The sequence below is a fragment of the Klebsiella sp. PK01 genome (assembly GCF_057624675.1).
Map to the genome: position 1 here is coordinate 811717 of NZ_JBYEZM010000001.1, position 16864 is coordinate 828580.

General features: G+C 58.8%; 14 protein-coding genes and 2 pseudogenes. 2 read left to right on the plus strand and 14 right to left on the minus strand.

The features are described from left to right. Window positions 1–59 precede the first annotated feature (59 nt). Together AC22LX_RS03910 and AC22LX_RS03915 are read right to left on the minus strand one after the other, a co-directional pair. A complete protein-coding gene (locus tag AC22LX_RS03910; protein WP_046883910.1) occupies window positions 60–551 on the minus strand; it encodes a 2-thiouracil desulfurase family protein in 492 nt (163 codons plus the stop codon). A gap of 55 nt (window positions 552–606) precedes the next feature. Beyond that, a complete protein-coding gene (locus AC22LX_RS03915; RefSeq protein WP_045396189.1) occupies window positions 607–1770 on the minus strand; it encodes a M20 aminoacylase family protein in 1164 nt (387 codons plus the stop codon). A gap of 257 nt (window positions 1771–2027) precedes the next feature. On the opposite strand from AC22LX_RS03915, the gene AC22LX_RS03920 reads away from it, so the two are divergent. Then, the gene (locus AC22LX_RS03920) at window positions 2028–3227 is read left to right on the plus strand and encodes an MFS transporter (RefSeq protein WP_045396224.1); all 1200 of its coding nucleotides are present in this window, start codon (window positions 2028–2030) and stop codon (window positions 3225–3227) included. A 53-nt stretch (window positions 3228–3280) separates the two neighbouring features. Here the strand turns inward: AC22LX_RS03920 and AC22LX_RS03925 are convergent, their stop codons facing one another. From AC22LX_RS03925 to AC22LX_RS03960, 8 genes and pseudogenes are all read right to left on the minus strand, one after another. Then, window positions 3281–4003, minus strand: a complete 723-nt coding sequence (locus AC22LX_RS03925) for an amino acid ABC transporter ATP-binding protein (protein ID WP_032715551.1) — start codon at window positions 4001–4003, stop codon at window positions 3281–3283. Next, window positions 3990–4754, minus strand: a complete 765-nt coding sequence (locus tag AC22LX_RS03930; protein WP_020079062.1) for an amino acid ABC transporter permease — start codon at window positions 4752–4754, stop codon at window positions 3990–3992. The genes AC22LX_RS03925 and AC22LX_RS03930 overlap by 14 nt, the downstream gene beginning before the upstream one ends. A gap of 63 nt (window positions 4755–4817) precedes the next feature. After that, the gene (locus tag AC22LX_RS03935) at window positions 4818–5585 is read right to left on the minus strand and encodes a basic amino acid ABC transporter substrate-binding protein (protein WP_045396186.1); all 768 of its coding nucleotides are present in this window, start codon (window positions 5583–5585) and stop codon (window positions 4818–4820) included. 95 nt (window positions 5586–5680) lie between these two features. Beyond that, window positions 5681–6608: pseudogene (locus AC22LX_RS03940) on the minus strand (MurR/RpiR family transcriptional regulator); the annotation flags it as partial. Further along, window positions 6577–7529, minus strand: a pseudogene (locus AC22LX_RS03945) (iron-siderophore ABC transporter substrate-binding protein). The pseudogenes AC22LX_RS03945 and AC22LX_RS03940, both read right to left, overlap by 32 nt. Before the next feature lie 11 nt (window positions 7530–7540). Beyond that, complete coding sequence (locus AC22LX_RS03950; RefSeq protein WP_049061024.1) at window positions 7541–8593, minus strand: FecCD family ABC transporter permease; 1053 nt, start codon at window positions 8591–8593, stop codon at window positions 7541–7543. After that, window positions 8590–9615 carry a FecCD family ABC transporter permease gene (locus AC22LX_RS03955; RefSeq protein ID WP_487333759.1) on the minus strand — a complete coding sequence of 342 codons (1026 nt, stop codon included), beginning with the start codon at window positions 9613–9615 and terminating at the stop codon, window positions 8590–8592. The genes AC22LX_RS03950 and AC22LX_RS03955 overlap by 4 nt, the downstream gene beginning before the upstream one ends. Beyond that, the gene (locus tag AC22LX_RS03960) at window positions 9612–10433 is read right to left on the minus strand and encodes an ABC transporter ATP-binding protein (protein WP_045396172.1); all 822 of its coding nucleotides are present in this window, start codon (window positions 10431–10433) and stop codon (window positions 9612–9614) included. The genes AC22LX_RS03955 and AC22LX_RS03960 overlap by 4 nt, the downstream gene beginning before the upstream one ends. A gap of 505 nt (window positions 10434–10938) precedes the next feature. Between AC22LX_RS03960 and AC22LX_RS03965 the strand changes: the two genes are divergently transcribed. Beyond that, a complete protein-coding gene (locus tag AC22LX_RS03965) occupies window positions 10939–13011 on the plus strand; it encodes a TonB-dependent siderophore receptor (protein ID WP_487333760.1) in 2073 nt (690 codons plus the stop codon). 95 nt (window positions 13012–13106) lie between these two features. Here AC22LX_RS03965 and AC22LX_RS03970 read toward each other — a convergent pair whose 3' ends face one another. The 4 genes from AC22LX_RS03970 to AC22LX_RS03985 are packed head-to-tail and all read right to left on the minus strand — an operon-like array spanning window position 13107 to window position 16861. Next, window positions 13107–13883, minus strand: coding sequence for an ABC transporter ATP-binding protein (locus tag AC22LX_RS03970; protein ID WP_045396165.1), 777 nt, complete (start codon window positions 13881–13883; stop codon window positions 13107–13109). Further along, the gene (locus AC22LX_RS03975) at window positions 13877–14872 is read right to left on the minus strand and encodes an ABC transporter permease (RefSeq protein ID WP_213292618.1); all 996 of its coding nucleotides are present in this window, start codon (window positions 14870–14872) and stop codon (window positions 13877–13879) included. The genes AC22LX_RS03970 and AC22LX_RS03975 overlap by 7 nt, the downstream gene beginning before the upstream one ends. Beyond that, entirely contained in the window at window positions 14853–15890 is a 1038-nt protein-coding gene (locus tag AC22LX_RS03980; protein WP_045396161.1) for an ABC transporter substrate-binding protein, read from the minus strand. The genes AC22LX_RS03975 and AC22LX_RS03980 overlap by 20 nt, the downstream gene beginning before the upstream one ends. Further along, a complete protein-coding gene (locus AC22LX_RS03985) occupies window positions 15887–16861 on the minus strand; it encodes an ABC transporter substrate-binding protein (RefSeq protein ID WP_487333761.1) in 975 nt (324 codons plus the stop codon). Before AC22LX_RS03985 ends, AC22LX_RS03980 begins: the two co-directional genes overlap by 4 nt. Window positions 16862–16864: the final 3 nt, after the last annotated feature.

The window sequence follows — 16864 nt, forward strand, 5'->3', positions numbered from 1 at the left end:
ACGTCGGCTATGTCGAGGTGTGAACCTCATACAGTTCGACGTTAACCCTGGGGAACCGCTCATTCCCGTTCTTCTATCCAGCTCACAAGCTCCGCAAACTGAGCTTCTGAAAATACCGTGATGCCATGCTCACTGAGCAGTGACGCCGCCACTCCCATACCCGATTTACGCTGATTACTGAAAGAACCGTTATAGATAAACTGACTGCCGCACGTAGGACTACCATCAGTTAACAATGCGGCGGTACAACCTGCTTCTTGTGCTGCTCGCAGAGCCAGCCAGGCTGCCAGTTGATAATGCGGCGTAACATCCCTTCCCGTATTTTCAATTATTCTGGCTTGTCCACTCATTACGTCTCTCCCATCAGCCGACACGATCTCGGCAGGTGGTCGCGGAACAGGTAGCCCGGCAGCCAGCTCAGGGCAGTGGATTACCAGGCGCTGCTCCCGCTGCCAGCGAGCAAGTTGATGGCTCATCTGCGCTTTCTCTTTTCCGTTATAACGGACTTTAAGGCCCATCAGGCAGGCACTGACCAATATTTTATTTATCATTTCTTTGTTAGCCCCCCGAGACCGTTCACCCGCGCTTTCCGCGGCACACGAAAACTTAGCCCTGCCCGGCAGGCAGCAGCGATTCCACCAGCGCCGTCCACAGCGCCACGCCGGGCGCCAGCAGATCGTCGTTAAAATCGTAGCTGGCATTGTGTAGCGGCCTGGAAGGCGTCTCGCCGTCTGTCCCTATCCAGAAATAGGCGCCGGGACACACTTCCAGCATGCAGGCAAAATCCTCCGACGCCATGGAAGGATTGATCTGCCAGCGTACCGCGGCTTCGCCGAGCTCGGCCTGCGCCACCTCGCGCACCTTCAGCGCCTGTTGCTCATCGTTTTTGGTCACCGGATAGCCCGGATACCACGCAATCTGACCGTCAACGTCGGAGACCTGCGGCTGCGTATGCACGTATTGCTCAATCAGGTTTTTTACCCGCTCGCGCACCGTATTACTCAGGCAGCGGAAAGTCCCGCGCAGCACCACGCGGTCCGGCAGCACGTTAATCGCCTCACCGCCGTTTATCTGGGTAATGCTGACCACCGCGGAATCCTGCGGCGACAGGCGTCGCGATGGAATCGTCTGCAGCGCCATAATCAGCTGGGCGGCGGCGACGATAGGGTCAGCGCCGCTCTCCGGCATCGCCGCATGGCAGCTTTTGCCGGTGAGCGTTATCTCGAAGGCGTCAAGCGAGGCCATCATTGCCCCGGGATTCACCGCCACATGCCCGAGCGGCAAACCTGGCCAGTTGTGCAGCGCGTAAATAGCGTCCATCGGGAAGCGCTCGAACAACCCCTCTTCCACCATTTTGCGCGCGCCGCCGAGGTTCTCCTCCGCGGGTTGAAAGACAAAATGCACGGTGCCGCCAAAGTTGCGGGTCTGCGCAAGGTGCGCGGCGGCGGCCAACAGCATGGCGGTGTGACCGTCATGGCCGCAGGCATGCATTACGCCAGCACGACGCGAACGATATTCCACCGCCCCCTGTTCAGCGATCGGCAGCGCATCCATATCGGCGCGCAGGCCAATCACCGGCCCCGGGCCGTTCTCAAGCGTCGCGACCACCCCGGTACCAGCCAGCCCGACATGCACCTGCAGGCCGAACGAAGCCAGTAGCCCGGCGACCCGACGCGAGGTCTCCTGCTCCTGGTACCCAAGCTCCGGATGAGCATGAAAATCGCGACGCCAGCCGATAGCTTCGGCAATCAGTGAAGACGATACCGCCATGTCCTGTTCCTTTCATTACTGAATGAGTAGTCCCCGTCCTGCTGCTTCCAGGCGGCACCCTTCGTTATATCCTTTCGCCCCCGCGGCTGACAACTTCAGCGATGATGATTTTTGTCTATTCACCAGCGGATCGTTTTATCAATATCAAAAATAGTAGCTATTTCAGCGGTGACTTCCGTCAGCTGATTAATTATCATGCAGACTGGTCGGCGTCTTGCCGGATTATCCACCTGCAACCTTCCGTTATCGGGAATACAATGTTTAACCCAGACCAGAATCGCCTGGCCCCCACGCTAGCGATGATCATGGCCGCTTCACTTGTGGGATTTATCACCGGCTATACGGTGCCATTAATCAGCCTTGAGCTGGCGCAGCAGCAAGTTGCTCCGCTTTATGTCGGCCTGCTGGCCGCGCTGCCGCCCGCTGGAATGATGCTCTCTTCTTTTCTTTCTCCCGCGCTGTGCCGTCGTTTTGAAATGGGCGCGTTGCTCAGCGTCAGCCTGATCCTGCTGGCGTTGGCGACCATCGCCTCCTGCATGACCACCGACATGACGCTGCTGCTGGTGCCGCGCCTGCTGACCGGCCTCGCCTCCGGCGTCATTATCGTATTGGGGGAAAGCTGGATAACCGGCGGCGCGGCGGGCAGTAATCGCGCGACTCTCACCGGCATCTATGCCTCGGCCTTTACCGGCTGCCAGCTCGCCGGCCCGCTGCTTATCTCCGTCGGCCCCGCCTGGCAACACGCGGCGCTGATGGCGATTGTCGCCATTACCGCCGTCTGCCTGCTGATGCTGCGTCATCTGCCGCGCGGCAGTCGCGAAAGCCTTGCCGAGCGCGCCAGCTGGCGTAGCCTGGGGGCTTTCCTGCCGGTCCTGGCCTCTGGGGTATTCTGCTTTGCCTTCTTCGACGCCAGTATTCTCGCGCTACTGCCGCTGTACGGCATCGATAAAGGTTTAAATGAAACGATGGCGGTACTGCTGGTCACTGTCGTCCTCACCGGCGACGCCATGTTCCAGGCGCCGCTGGGATGGGTTGCCGACCGCTTCGGCATCCGCCGCGTGCATCTTATCTGCGCGGTTATCTTTAGCCTGTCGCTACTGGCGCTGCCGTTTATGCTCGCCTCGCGCGTACAGCTGATGGCTATCTGCCTGCTGCTCGGCGCCGCGGCGGGCGCGCTTTATACCCTGTCGCTGGTGCGGGCGGGTAAAACCTTTAGCGGGCAAAAGTTAATCATGATTAACGCCCTGTTTGGCTTTTTCTGGTCCGCCGGTAGCGTGGCCGGGCCGATTGTCAGCGGCATGCTGATTGGCGTCTCCGGCTACGACGGCTTGATCATCACCCTGTTCGCAAGCGGCGTGCTGTTCCTGCTTATCCAGTGCCTTAGCAAGAATGAAAAAACGCTGCTCGCCAATGAGCAGGAAGAAGACATGGAAGAAGCTACCGAGACCGCGCAATAGCGGGGTTGTTGATAACGGGCAGGCGGGACTCCACCTGCCCGTTTTGCTGATGGCTACAGCACCTTACTGAGGAAGGCGGCGGTGCGTGGATTGGTCGGCGCGCTAAAGATCTGCGCCGGTTTGCCCTCTTCCTGAATCACCCCCTGATCGATGAAAATCACCCGGTCAGCCACTTCGCGGGCAAAGCCCATTTCGTGGGTCACGATTACCATCGTCATCCCTTCGCTGGCGAGATTTTTCATCACTTCGAGCACATCCCCTACCAGTTCCGGATCCAGCGCTGACGTGGGCTCATCAAACAGCATGATCGACGGCTTCATTGCCAGCGCGCGGGCAATCGCTACCCGCTGCTGCTGACCGCCGGAGAGGCTGGAAGGCCAGGCATCGCGCTTATCGCTGAGGCCCACTTTCGCCAGCAAGGCATCCGCCAGGTCGACCGCCTGCTGGCGCGGCATGTTGCGCAGATTCATCGGCGCCATCAGCAGGTTTTCCAGCACCGTCATATGCGGGAACAGGTTAAAGCGCTGGAACACCATGCCAACGCTTTCGCGCATCTTGTTGAGGTCGGTCGTCCGGTCATGGGCGGCAAAGCCGTTGACCACCACTTCGCCTTCGCTCACGGTTTCCAGCGCGTTCATGCAGCGCAGAAAGGTGCTTTTGCCGGAGCCGGAGGGCCCGATAATGCAAACCACTTCCTGCGGTTTAATATCGCAACTGATGCCGCGCAGTACGTGGCTATCGCCAAAGCGCTTATGTAAGTTATTAATGTGAATCACTTTTGCCAAACCTCTTTTCCAGACGGTTAACCAGCTGCGCCAGCAGGAAGGTAATCACCCAATAGACCAGCGAGATAGTCAGGTAGGGTTCCCAGTAGGTGGCGTAAGCTCCGGAGACGGTTCGCGCCGCGTAGGCCAGATCGGCAAGCCCGATCGCCGAGGCTAGCGATGAGTCTTTAACAATAGCGATAGCGTTGTTGCCAAGCGGCGGCAGAATGCGGCGAAACGCCTGCGGCAGGATCACTTTACGCATGGTTTTCCACCACGGCATACCCAGCGCGCGCGAAGCTTCCATCTGCCCTTTATCGATAGACTGGATGCCAGCGCGGAAAATCTCCGACACGTAGGCCCCGGCGTTGAGGGTAATCGCCACGATACAGGAGAGAAACGCGCCGTAGTTAGAACGCAGTTCGCGGGCAAAATCGGCGCTCATTATCCCGCTGGTGACCAGCAGGCCGTCGCGCGGGTTAATAAACAGCGGCACCAGCGCAAAGTGTACCACCATGATCTGCACGAACAGCGGCGTACCGCGGAAGGCGCTGACGTAGAAGCGTACCGGAAACTGTACCAGATAACGCAGAATATATTTCCATGGCCCGTGCTCGGCCTTCGCCATCCGCCCCAGTCCAAGCGTTAACCCCCACAGCGTCCCGAGGATCACGCAGATAATGGTACATTTAATCGTCATCAAGGCGCCGTCCATAAACAGCGGGCCGTACTCCTCGATGATCTCCCAACGGAATCCCGTCATAGTCCTTCCCTAAAAAAATACGGCCATCGCCTGAGCGACAGCCGCGGTCACTGAAAAATGGTGTTATTGCGCAGGCAGCGTCGGTACGTTGTCATCGAACCAGGTTTTATAGATTTTGGCATAGGTGCCGTCGGCAACGATTTTCTGCAAACCGGCGTTGATTTTGCCCAGCAGTTCACTGTTACCTTTAGCGACGGCGATACCGAAATACTGGCGCTCAAATTTAGCGTCAGGCACCAGCTTGAACTGCTTTTCCGGGTGCTGCTTGATGTAGTATTTTACTACCCCGACGTCGCCTACCGCGGCGCTGACGCCATCCTCAAACAGCTCCTGCAGCATCAGCGGCGTATTGTCGAAGCGCTTAATGGAGGTACTGTTTTTACCCAGTTCCTGCGAAACCACAATATCGCCGGTGCTGGAGTTCACCACCCCAACTTTCTCGTTTTTCAACGCCGCCAGCGAGTGCACTTTTGAACCTTCCGGCACCACAATCGACTGCTCGGCCGGGAAGTACGGCGCGGAGAAATCCACCATCTGTTTGCGTTTATCGGTGATAGTAATACCCGAGATGATAATGTCGCGATCGCCGGTGCCCAGGGTGGCGAAAATGCCCTCCCAGGGAGTGTTGACCAGCTTCACGTCAAAACCTTCGGCCCTGGCGATGGCTTTGATGATATCGATATCAAAACCTTCCAGCTGTTTTTGACTATTTTCAAATTCAAAGGGACGGTAGGTGCCGCCGGAGCCGACGGTATAGGTTTCCGCAGCCGCCTGTCCGGCTGCCGCCAGCGCGGCCATCATGAAACACGCTTTGAGCAAATTCTTGACCATGAGACATCCTTTTTATGCATTTATTTTGCATAAAAATACACATACTTAGCATGGCATGCAACCGGAAAGCATCCGGATAGTGAATTATCTTTTGTTCAACCGCGTTGACCACCTGATTTGCCGATGGCTCGATGCAATTCATTGATTCGCTTCATTGATTTGACCGTCTTTTGCGGCGCGGTCGAGGCGACGGACAGCACGATCATCTCAAGGCAAATCAGCACGGTGCCGTGCAGCGGCACCCGCCCGTTATCGCCGCCGCGCGGAACATCAATCACCACCTGCGCCAGTTGACTGAAGCGCGAATCCAGCGCCTGGGTGAGTAATATCGTCGGGATCCCCAGCCGCTGCGCCTCGCGCAATGTGGTCATGCCCTCCCGATGCGGTGATTTTTGCCCCATCATAATCAGCACATCGCCGCGCTGCAGGCTAATCAACTGCTCGGCAAGACTGAAGCCGGTACGGTTGAGGGTACAGGCAGGTAAGCCAATACGATTAAACAGACGCGCGGTGTACTCGGCGAGGATCCCCGACGCCCCGATGCCAAATATCGCCACCTGACGCGCATCGCCCAGTAGCGCCACCGCCTGGGCTACCGCCGCGCGATTATCGGCACGCGATAGCACCTCACAGGCGCGTTGATGACCATCCAGCACAAAATCGATGCTGGAATTGACATCACAGGAGAGCGCCCCCACCGTCGAGCGCATCTTTTCCGACGAGGTCGCTGACGGCCCGAACCAGCGCGCCATGGTCTCTTTTAACTCGCGCAGCCCGGCAAAACCCAATGCCTGAATCGCCCTCACCACGGTGGCATCGGAGGTGTGGGTGGCGGTGGCGATCTCCATTGCCGTGCGTTCCAGCACCACTTCACGATTATCATTGATGTAGTTTGCCACCTCGCGTAAACGGGGCGAAAGCTGGTGCGCGCGAGCGCGAAAGCGCTCGCCAAACAGATCGACTCTGCCCTTCTCTTTTTTCACCCCTGCTTTCATTTCGCCCCCGCTGGAATCGGCCGTCCGGCGATGTGCGACTGCACCTGAGCCACCATCAGCGTCAATGCGGCGTACGAATTAGAAATAACCTCTTCGCGCGGCAGCAAAATATAGCGGCCGGTTCGGCAGGCGCGCATAAAGTCACACCAGCCGGGCATGACCGCCTCCATGGCCTTTAGCTCATCCTGCGGCTTACCGCCGGTGTCCGAACGCCAGGTGGCGAAGACAAAATCGGCATCCAGCTCCGGTAGCTGTTCAGCGCTGACGTCGATCCGCTGGCCATCGGGGATCTTGTCGATCAAAGGCGGGAAGCGGAACCCGGCGTCGCGCAGAACCCGCCCCAGCGCGTGATACGAGTGGTGTACCGTTACCTTACCGTTATTCGCCTGAATCACCGACACGCGGTACTGCTGGGGGTCGACCGTGGCCTTTAGCTGTTTGATTTGTTCCTGATAACGACGTTCAAGCACCGCCAGCCGCGCCTGGCTGCCGGTGAGCTGCGCCAGTTTGCGGTAAATCAGCGGCGCGCTGCCCTGCAGGTGATCGATACTGACCGTCGGCGCGATTTTCGCCAGCTGCTCCACCGAGACATGACGGCTGGGCTCGGTAATGATCAGATCCGGTTTCGCCGCGGCCACGGCTTCAAGGTCAATATCGGCGGTGCCAATAAAGCGAATATCGCTATTGTCGAAATCGACGCCGGTTAACTGAGCGCTGGAGCGCAGGTAATGGCTGCCGTCAGGGCGCGTCCGGCCATGGCTGGCTACCGGCGGCACCCCAAGCTCGATCAGCGGGATGGTAATATCGAGATCGTGCATCGAAACGATACGCTGCGGATGCAGCGGTACGCTCACCGTACGACCTAAATCGTCGGTGAAGGTTTGCGAATCGACAGCCGCGGCAGCGCCCGCGCACAGCACCAGCAGAGAAACGAACCAACGCATAACAATCCTTTTTGATTTACAGGGCGTCACGGCGACGCCAAAGCAGAGCAATAAAAAATGGGCACCCTACCAGCGCAATGACAATCCCCGCCGGGATCTGCAGCGGCGCAAACGCCAGCCGCCCCAGCGTATCGGTTGCCAGCACCAGCAACGCGCCAATCAGCGCGCTGCCGCAGAGCAGCGCCACCTGACCGCCGCGCAGGACGAAGCGCGCCATATGCGGCGCCATCAGACCGACAAAACCCAGACTGCCAACGCAGGAAACGCTGGCAGAGGTCAGCAGCACGGGGGCGAAGAAACGCAGTAGCGTGAGCTGCGGCAAACGCACGCCAAGACCGATGGCGGTACTGTCGCCAAGCAGCGCCACATCCGCCGCGCGGGCGGTGCAGAACAGAATCAGTGCGCCAGGCAGCGCCCAGCTAAACGCCACCGCCAGCAGCGGCCAGGTCGCCGCGTGCAGGCTGCCGGAGAGCCAGATCATCGCCGTCTGTACATCGCGTACGTCGGCGGTGGTCATAAAAATGCCAACCGCTGCCGCCAGCGTCCACGACACGCCAATGCCAATCAAAATAAAGCGCGGACGTGAACAATCGCGCGCCAGCGCCAGCACCAACAGCGCCACCAGCACGCCGCCGAGCATTCCCGCCAGCGGTCGCCACGCCAGCCCTACGGCCGGAAAAAACAGAATTAGCGCCAGCACGACAATGCAGGCCCCCTCTTTGACGCCAATCAGGCCGGGGTCCGCCAGACCGTTACGGGTAATGCTCTGCATCGCCGCCCCGGCCAGCCCAAGCATGGCGCCGCACAGCAGCGCCATCAAAATTCGCGGCAGGCGGATGTCAAACAGGATAAAACGCTGCTGCTCGCCAATCTGCTCCGGCGCCAGCAGCGCACGCGCCCATGTCGAAGATGGCAGCGGGAAGCTGCCTCGGCTGAGGCTGTAGAGCCCGAGAGCCAGCAAAAGCAGCAGGATGAAGGCGGCAATTTTTAATGAAGCCGGGCGCAACAACAGATGCCTTGAAGCAAAACCCAGTGGCCGAAATCCGGCGCGGTGAACGGCGCGTTTCATTTAAAAAACCTCGCGGCGATAAAGATAAATAGCGGTGCGCCCACCAGCGCGGTCATCGCGCCGGTCGCCAGTTCCTGCGGCGCGACGAGGGTACGGGCGGCGATATCCGCCAACACCAGCACCAGCGCCCCGACCGGCGCCGCCAGCGGTAACGCCAGACGAATATCTTGCGTTATCAGACGGCGCACTACGTGCGGCACCACCAGCCCGACGAACCCAATTGGCCCGGCGACCGCCACCGCCGCGCCGCACAGCAGCGCGATAGCGACCAGCCCCAACAGTCGGGTCTGCACCAGATTCACCCCCAGCCCCAGCGCCACTTTATCGCCCAGCGCCAGCACGTTCAGGCGTGGCGCGAGAAGCAGCGCCAGTCCCATGCCAGAAAGCGCCGGCACCAGCGCCGCCTGTTGGCTAGCCCAGTTCAACCCGGCCAGATCGCCGGCAAGCCAGGTGCGCATCGCCAGCAGCGTTTGTTCATCAAGAATTAATATCGCCGCCGTCACCGCCGAGGCAAACGCCGAGAGCGCCACGCCGCATAGCGTGATGCGCAGCGGCGTCGCCCCGCCGCGACCGGCAGCGGCCAGCGTCATCACCCCGCCGAACAGCAGCGCCGCGCCACAGGCGGCGGTTAGCGGGCGTGCCGCCGGAAAATCGCCGAGAGAGAGGCCCAGCGCCGAGGTCGCGACCATCGCCAGCGAGGCGCCGGCGTTAAGCCCAAGAATATGCGGCTCGCCAAGCGGGTTGCGGATCACCGTCTGCAGCAGCACCCCGGCAACGCCGAGCGCCGCGCCGGTCACCAGCGCCGCCGCCAGCCGAACCAGACGTAAATCAACAATAATACGGTGATCGAAGTTCCGCGGATCGTACTCGAGCAGCGCCTGCAGGACCGTTTGCGGCGCGATCCAGCGGGCGCCTAAACCAAGATGAACCAGCGAACCGGCGATAAGCATCAGGATTAATAGCAGCAATGCCAGCCGCGGACGGGTACGACGCCGCGTGGCGTACAGCACGGCGGCGCTCATCGGGCAACGGCCTGGGGTGCGCGAAACGGCATAAAGAAAGGTTTGCCGGTTTGCGGATTGATTGACATCTGCACATCAACTTCAAAGACGTTTTTAATCAGTTCGGGGCTGCAGATTTCCTGTTCTGAAATGGTCCCGACTATCCGCCCCTTTTTGAGAAATACCAGCAGATCGGCGTAGTTCACCGCAAAGTTCAGGTCGTGAAGCACCGTTACCACCGTGCGGCCATGCTGGCGGGTCAGGCTTTGCAGCAGTTCAAGAATATCGACCTGATAGCGCAGGTCGAGCCAGGTGGTTGGCTCATCCAGTAAAATGGTTTTCGTCTGCTGGGCCAGCGCCATCGCTATCCAGCAGCGCTGGCGCTGGCCACCGGAAAGGCTATCGACCGGCAGATGGGCGAATTCGGCGGTGCCGGTTAATTGCAGCGCCTCTTCCACCGCCTGTTCATCGGCTGCAGACCACTGGCGCATCAGCCCCTGCCACGGATAGCGCCCGCGCGATACCAGTTCAAACACCGTGAGCCCTTCCGGCGTCAGCGGCGATTGCGGCAGGATCCCCAACTGGCGGGAGACCGCTTTGGTCGGCATGTCGTGGATGGTCTTTCCGTCCAGACGCACGCAGCCGCCGAGCGGTTTTAGCATCCGGGCGATGGTCGATAATAGCGTTGATTTGCCTGAGCCGTTGGCCCCGGCAAGCACCGTCATTTTACCGCTGGGGATCGTCAGGTTAATGTCATCGACGATAAGCGTCTGGCCATATCCGGCCGACAGGGACTCCAGGACGATCCCCTTTTCTGCAGGGTTTACCCGCTGTGGCATAACTCGCTCCTGCGCCGCAGCGTTCCGGCATCAGCCCTCGACGTTCTGCAGTCAAATCAAAATAAATCTCATTCTCTTTTGATCATGAAGGGGATGAATGTAGTAGTCAATACTGTACTTCATGTTGTTATCGTTACGTTCACTACCCCGCGGCGACACAAAATGAATTTTATGAATAGTATTTATAATCAATAAAATAAAAGTATCTCACTACCTACGACAGGCTGCAAAATCGTGCTTTTCTTCTGCGATGATTTTTTATCTTACATAACATTTACTACTACATTCCTTCGTGTTTGAATGATTCTCAATTACATATCTGAAGGCGCGTTCAGACGCTTAACAGATAGGTTTTATTTTCAGGGCAATGATTTTATTGGCTTTATCTGACCGCAAAGGCAGATTCGTTCACGAGAAACAGATAATGACTCAACCCCATGTCGCCTGCAGGACGTTGCAAGGGCGCGCGCTTTTTTCGCTTCTTTTTTTAGCCTCACCGGGATTAATGGCCGCAGAAAATAACGAGGCAAATAATACAAAAGACGCCGAGGACACCATTACCGTGGTAGCTGAGGGCCGCCAGCAGAACGCCACCAGCGGCTATCAGCCACTGAGTTCGTCTACGGCGACATTGACCTCAATGCCGCTGTTGGATATTCCGCAGGTGGTGAATACCGTCAGCGACCGGGTGCTGGAAGATCAGCACGCCACCTCGTTGGATGAAGCGTTGTATAACGTCGCCAACGTGGTGCAGACCAATACCCTCGGCGGTACCCAGGATGCCTTTACCCGCCGCGGCTTTGGCGCCAATCGCGACGGTTCTATCATGACCAACGGCCTGCGCACCGTTCTGCCGCGCAGCTTTAACGCCGCGACCGAACGGGTGGAAGTTCTGAAAGGCCCGGCCTCGACGCTGTACGGTATTCTCGACCCCGGCGGACTGATTAACGTTGTCACCAAACGCCCCGAGCGCCAGTTCTCTGGTTCGGTTTCCGCCACCTCCAGCAGTTTTGGCGGCGGCACGGGTAGCTTCGACGTGACCGGTCCGATAGAAGGGACTCGTCTGGCCTATCGACTGATCGGCGAATATCAAAATGAAGATTACTGGCGTAATTTCGGCAAGAACAAAAGCAGCTTTATCGCCCCTTCCCTGAGCTGGTTTGGCGATAGCGCGACTATTACCGCTTCGTATTCACATCGCGATTACAGCGCTCCTTTTGACCGCGGCACCATTTTCGATCTCAATACTGGCCACGCGGTCAACGTCGACCGTAAAACCCGTTTCGATGAAGCCTTTAATATCACCGATGGTTATTCCGATATTGCCCAATTGAATGCCGAGTATCGACTTAACAGCGCCTGGACCGCGCGCTTTGATTACAGCTACAGCCAGGATCACTACAACGATAATCAGGCCAGGGTGATGGCCTATGATTCTGCGACCGGCAACCTGACCCGCCGGGTCGACGGTACCCATGGCTCAACGCAAAAAATGCATTCCACCCGCGCCGATCTACAAGGCAATGTGGTCATCGGCGGCTTTTATAATGAAGTGCTGACCGGCGTCGCCTATGAGAATTACGATCTGCTGCGTACCGATATGCTGCGTTGTAAGAACGTGAAAGGCTTTAATATTTATCATCCGGTTTACGGCACTCTCGATACCTGTAATACCGTCTCCGCTGCCGATAGCGATCAGCGTATCAAACAGGAGAGCTACGCAACCTATCTGCAGGACGCCCTGTATCTGACCGACAACTGGATTGCCGTGGCCGGCGTACGCTACCAGTATTACACCCAGTATGCCGGGAAAGGCCGACCGTTTAACGTCAATACCGATAGCCGCGATGAGAAATGGACGCCGAAGGCAGGCCTGGTCTACAAGGTAACGCCAAACGTGTCGCTGTTTGCTAACGTCGCCCAGTCGTTTATGCCGCAGTCGTCGATTGCCAGCTACATCGGCGAACTGCCGCCGGAAGAGTCCACCTCTTACGAAGTCGGCGCCAAATTCGACCTGTTAGAGGGTATTACCGCCAATATCGCATTATTTGATATTCATAAACGTAACGTGCTGTATACCGAAAGTATCGGCGACGAGACGGTGGCGAAGACCGCGGGTAAGGTTCGCTCGCGCGGCGTGGAGGTGGATCTGGCGGGCTCGCTCACCGATAACCTCAGCATCATCGCCAGCTACGGCTATACCGATGCTAAAGTGCTGGAAGATCCCGATTATGCCGGTAAACCGCTACCGAACGTGCCAAAACATACCGGTTCGCTGTTCCTGACCTATGACATTCATAACGTCTATAACAGCAACACCCTGACCGTTGGCGGCGGCGGCCACGCGGTCAGCAAACGGTCCGGCACCAACGGCGCGGATTATTATCTGCAGGGCTATGCGGTGGCCGACGTCTTCGCGGCTTACAAAATGAAGCTGCAGTATCCGGTAACGCTACAGGTGAATGTGAAGAACCTGTTCGATAAGACCTATTACACCTCGTCAATTGGCACCAATAATCTCGGCAACCAGATTGGCGACCCGCGTGAAGTGCAGTTTACGGTGAAAATGGATTTTTAAACCTTGCCCTGCCCCGGATAGCGGCGCGCTGCGCCTTATCCGGGCTACTTCCCCCCAGCCCCTTCTGCGGGGAAATACCGGACAACGCACCTGGCTTACCAATCCTCTTCCTGGCCGAGGATACGCAAAATATCCTGCCGATGCTGCAATAACAGCGGATTGTCGCGATGGCGGGGAAACGCCAGCGGCAGCGTAAACTCAGCGATAATGCGCCCCGGCCGCGGCGACATCACCAGCACTCTCTCGCATAGCAGCAGCGCTTCTTCGATATCATGAGTGACCAGCAGGCTGGTATAACCCTGCTGCTGCCATAGCGCAATCAGTTCGCGCTGCATGCTGATGCGGGTGAGCGAATCCAGCTTACCCAGCGGCTCATCAAGCAGCAGTAAACGCGGTTCATTGAGCAACGCGCGCGCCAGCGCCGCACGCTGCGCCATCCCGCCGGAAAGCTGCCGCGGCCACGCCTCGCTGAACGCCTGCAGCCCGATGCGCGAAATCAGCGCGTCGGCCTTCGGCTCCAGCCCCTTTTTCCCCTGCGCCTGCGGCCCCAGCAGCACGTTCTGCCGCACCGTCAGCCACGGATAAAGCGTCGGGTCCTGGAAAACGAGGATCCGTTCCGGCCCCGGTCCGCCCATCGCCGCATCGTCAATCTCAATATACCCGCTTTGCTGTGGCTCCAGCCCCGCCAGCAGGCGCAGCAGCGTCGATTTACCGCATCCTGAAGGGCCAAGCAGCGCAACGCTCTCGCCTGGCCGCAGCTGCAGGCTGATATTTTCCAGCACCGGCACCGTTTGTTTGCCCAACGTAAACGCATGATGAAGATGACGTACCGCCACCGCCGCGCCGGTCGAAATTGTCTGGGCACTTACCATTGCATTCCTCCGCGCTGCCAGCTCAGCAGCCGATCGCGAATCATAAATAGCCCGCTAATCAGGCCGGAACATAACAACGCCATCACGAATAGCGCCGCGTACATATTCGGATAGGCCGCCCAACCCTGCGCCCACTGTAGATAAAAACCGATCCCGGATTTGACGCCGACCATTTCGGCGACAATCAGCACCGAAAACGACGCGCCAAGCCCCATAAACAAGCCGACAAACACGTTCGGCAGCGCGGCGGGGATCGCCACGCGCAGGATCAGAAATCGCTGGCTGGCTCCCAGCGTTCGCGCCACGTCATACCACGCTTTATCGATACCGATGACCCCGGACCAGGTCAATACCGTGACCGGGAACCAGGTGCTGAGCGCAATCAAAAACACGCTGGCGCCGAAGCTGGAAGGAAAGATAAACAGGCATAGCGGCAGCAGCGCGGTGGAAGGCACCGGCCCCAGCAGGCGTAAAATCGGATGCACCCAATAACCAATACGCTGAGACCAGCCAATCGCCAGCCCGCTGATAAACCCGCAGCTGGTGCCAAGCAGCACTCCGAGTCCGAGCAGCCCCAGCGAATGCAGCAGGCTATCAAGCAGCCGCGGCCAGTCATCGTGCAGCACTTCAACCAGCGCCTGCGGCGGAGCGAAAAACGGCACCGGCAACAACGCCGTTTTGGCCGTCAGCCCTTCCCATAGCGCAAAGAGCACCGGCAGCAGCGCCAGCCATTTCCCGGCACGCTGCAAACGCGCCCCCCGCTGGCGCCAGTAACGGTAACTCAGCGTCAGTAACAGCAGGCCGCCGCCGAGAGTGAACTGCGCCAGCGCCCACTCCTCGCTAAACGGCCAGCGCCGACCAGCATCGGGCCATGCCTGCGAGAACAGGCCGCCCAGCAGCCATAGCGCGGCGGCAAGCCCGCCCTCCGTCCATAGCAGAGCGCCGGGCCCCGGTCGGGCGAGCGCGCGATCAGGCGAAAACGTTGACATAAATACTCTCCGCAAACTGATGAGGATCGGTTCCCGGTTTGATGACCTGTACCCGCTGCAGATCCACGGCATACTGCGTCAGCTCTTTAACAAAAGCCTCGCCCACCGCATGATGGCCGTGCCCCTGGCCGTGAAGAATGCCGCTCACCTCCGCTTCGTTAGTGTTTAGCGCATGGGCGAGAAAAGACTGCGCCACGCTTTCCGGGTGCGCGGCGGCATAACTGTGCGCTTCCAGAATCGCCTGGGTAAGCGCGGCCGCCGCCGGTTTATGATCGCGCGCAAGGGAACCGCTGACGCCCAGCACGCAGCAGCTAAGGTTGGCGTAATCGCCGGTCATATTGCTGGCGATTAGCTGATATTTGCCGGTTTCCAGCAGGCGATAGCTGAAGGGTTCGCTGCCGCTGATGGCGGCGATTTCGCGCTTATCCAGCGCCACGCTGAGCAGGTCGGCCGGATAGACTTTCCACTGCACATCGCTAATCGGGTCGATACCGTGGCGTTTCAGCAAGATAGCGAAGAAGTTTTTATCCGGCCCGGCCATATCGGTGACGCCAATGGTTTGCCCTTTCAGACTCTCCAGCGCGCTAAAAGGCGAGTTTTTGGCCGTCAGCAGATTCAGGCAGCCGCCGTGCGTCCCGGCGGTGAGCTTGACATCAAAGCCCTGCTCCAGCGCCTTCAGCCAGCGTAGCGCCATGCCGACCCCGGCGTCGGCCTTGCCGGTGGCAATCGCTTCCAGCAGGACATCCGTCGAGTTACCGAAGTTAACAAACTCAACGTCGAGATTATATTTACTAAAAATCTTCTGCTGCTCCGCGACGGCGACCGGCGCCAGGCACACCGCGCTTTTGTTGATCGCCAGCTTGATTTTGTAAGGCTGCGCCAGACGCAGCGCCGGATATTCATCGCCGCTCGCCATCTCTGCCATATCGTGAGCCCATAGCGGCGCAGACGCCCCGGCCAGCGCCAGACCGCCGGTAAACTGTAAGAAACGACGACGGGTAAAACGTGTGGTCATCATGGCGCCGCCTCCGCATGAACCGGCGCGACGGGCACGCTGAAACCGTTATCAAATGTCGGCGTTACATCGAGCTTTGCGCGAATGAGGCCGTTGGCAAGATAAAAGTCCGCCGTCGACTGCTGCTGGGCGACCGTCGGCGCGTCCAGCCGCTGCCACTGCGACTGGCGGTTGGCAAACTGCGCGCGGGCGATCTCCGCCGGGAAGCGAATGATCTCCCCCAGCGTTTTGCCATAGCTATCGAGATTGGCATAAGCCCAACGCTCGGCACCGGCCAGTCGGGTGAGATAATCCTGAAGCGCCGCGCGCTTTTGCGGATCCTTCAGCGCATTATCGGTGGCGGCCAGGAAGGTATTACCCGGCAGCAGCCCTTTGCCGCTCACCAGAATCTGCCCTTCGGCGGTTTTCACCAACTGCGTGGTATAGGGCTCCCAGGTCGCCCAGGCATCTACCGAACCGTTAAGCAGCGCGACTTTCGCATCCACCGGGCCAAGGAATACCCACTGCACATCCTTCGGCGAAATCCCCGCCTGCTCCAGCGCTTTCAGCGCCACAAAATGGCCAATCGATCCTTTACCGGTGGCAATGCGTTTACCTTTTAGATCCGACGCGCTTTTTAACGCGCTGCCGGGCGGCACCAGCACGGCGGTCCCCGCCGGGTTGCTCTTATCGACGGCAATCGCTTTTACCGGCGCGCCGTTCGCCAGCGCGAACAGCAGCGGCGCATCGCCGATAATCCCCACGTCAACCGCGCCGGCGTTGAGCGCTTCAGCCAGCGGCGCGGCGGCAGGAAACTCGGCCCATTTAATATCGTAAGCGAGGTTTTGCAAGGCGTTAGCAGCTTCCAGTTGCGACCGCATGCCGCCTTTTTGATCGGCAATTCGCAGGGTGATTCTTTCCTGAGCCGCAACATAGCCGCTCAGCGTCAATAGCATTAGCGCCCCGGCTATGCAGGTAAAATGAGGTATGCGCATCTG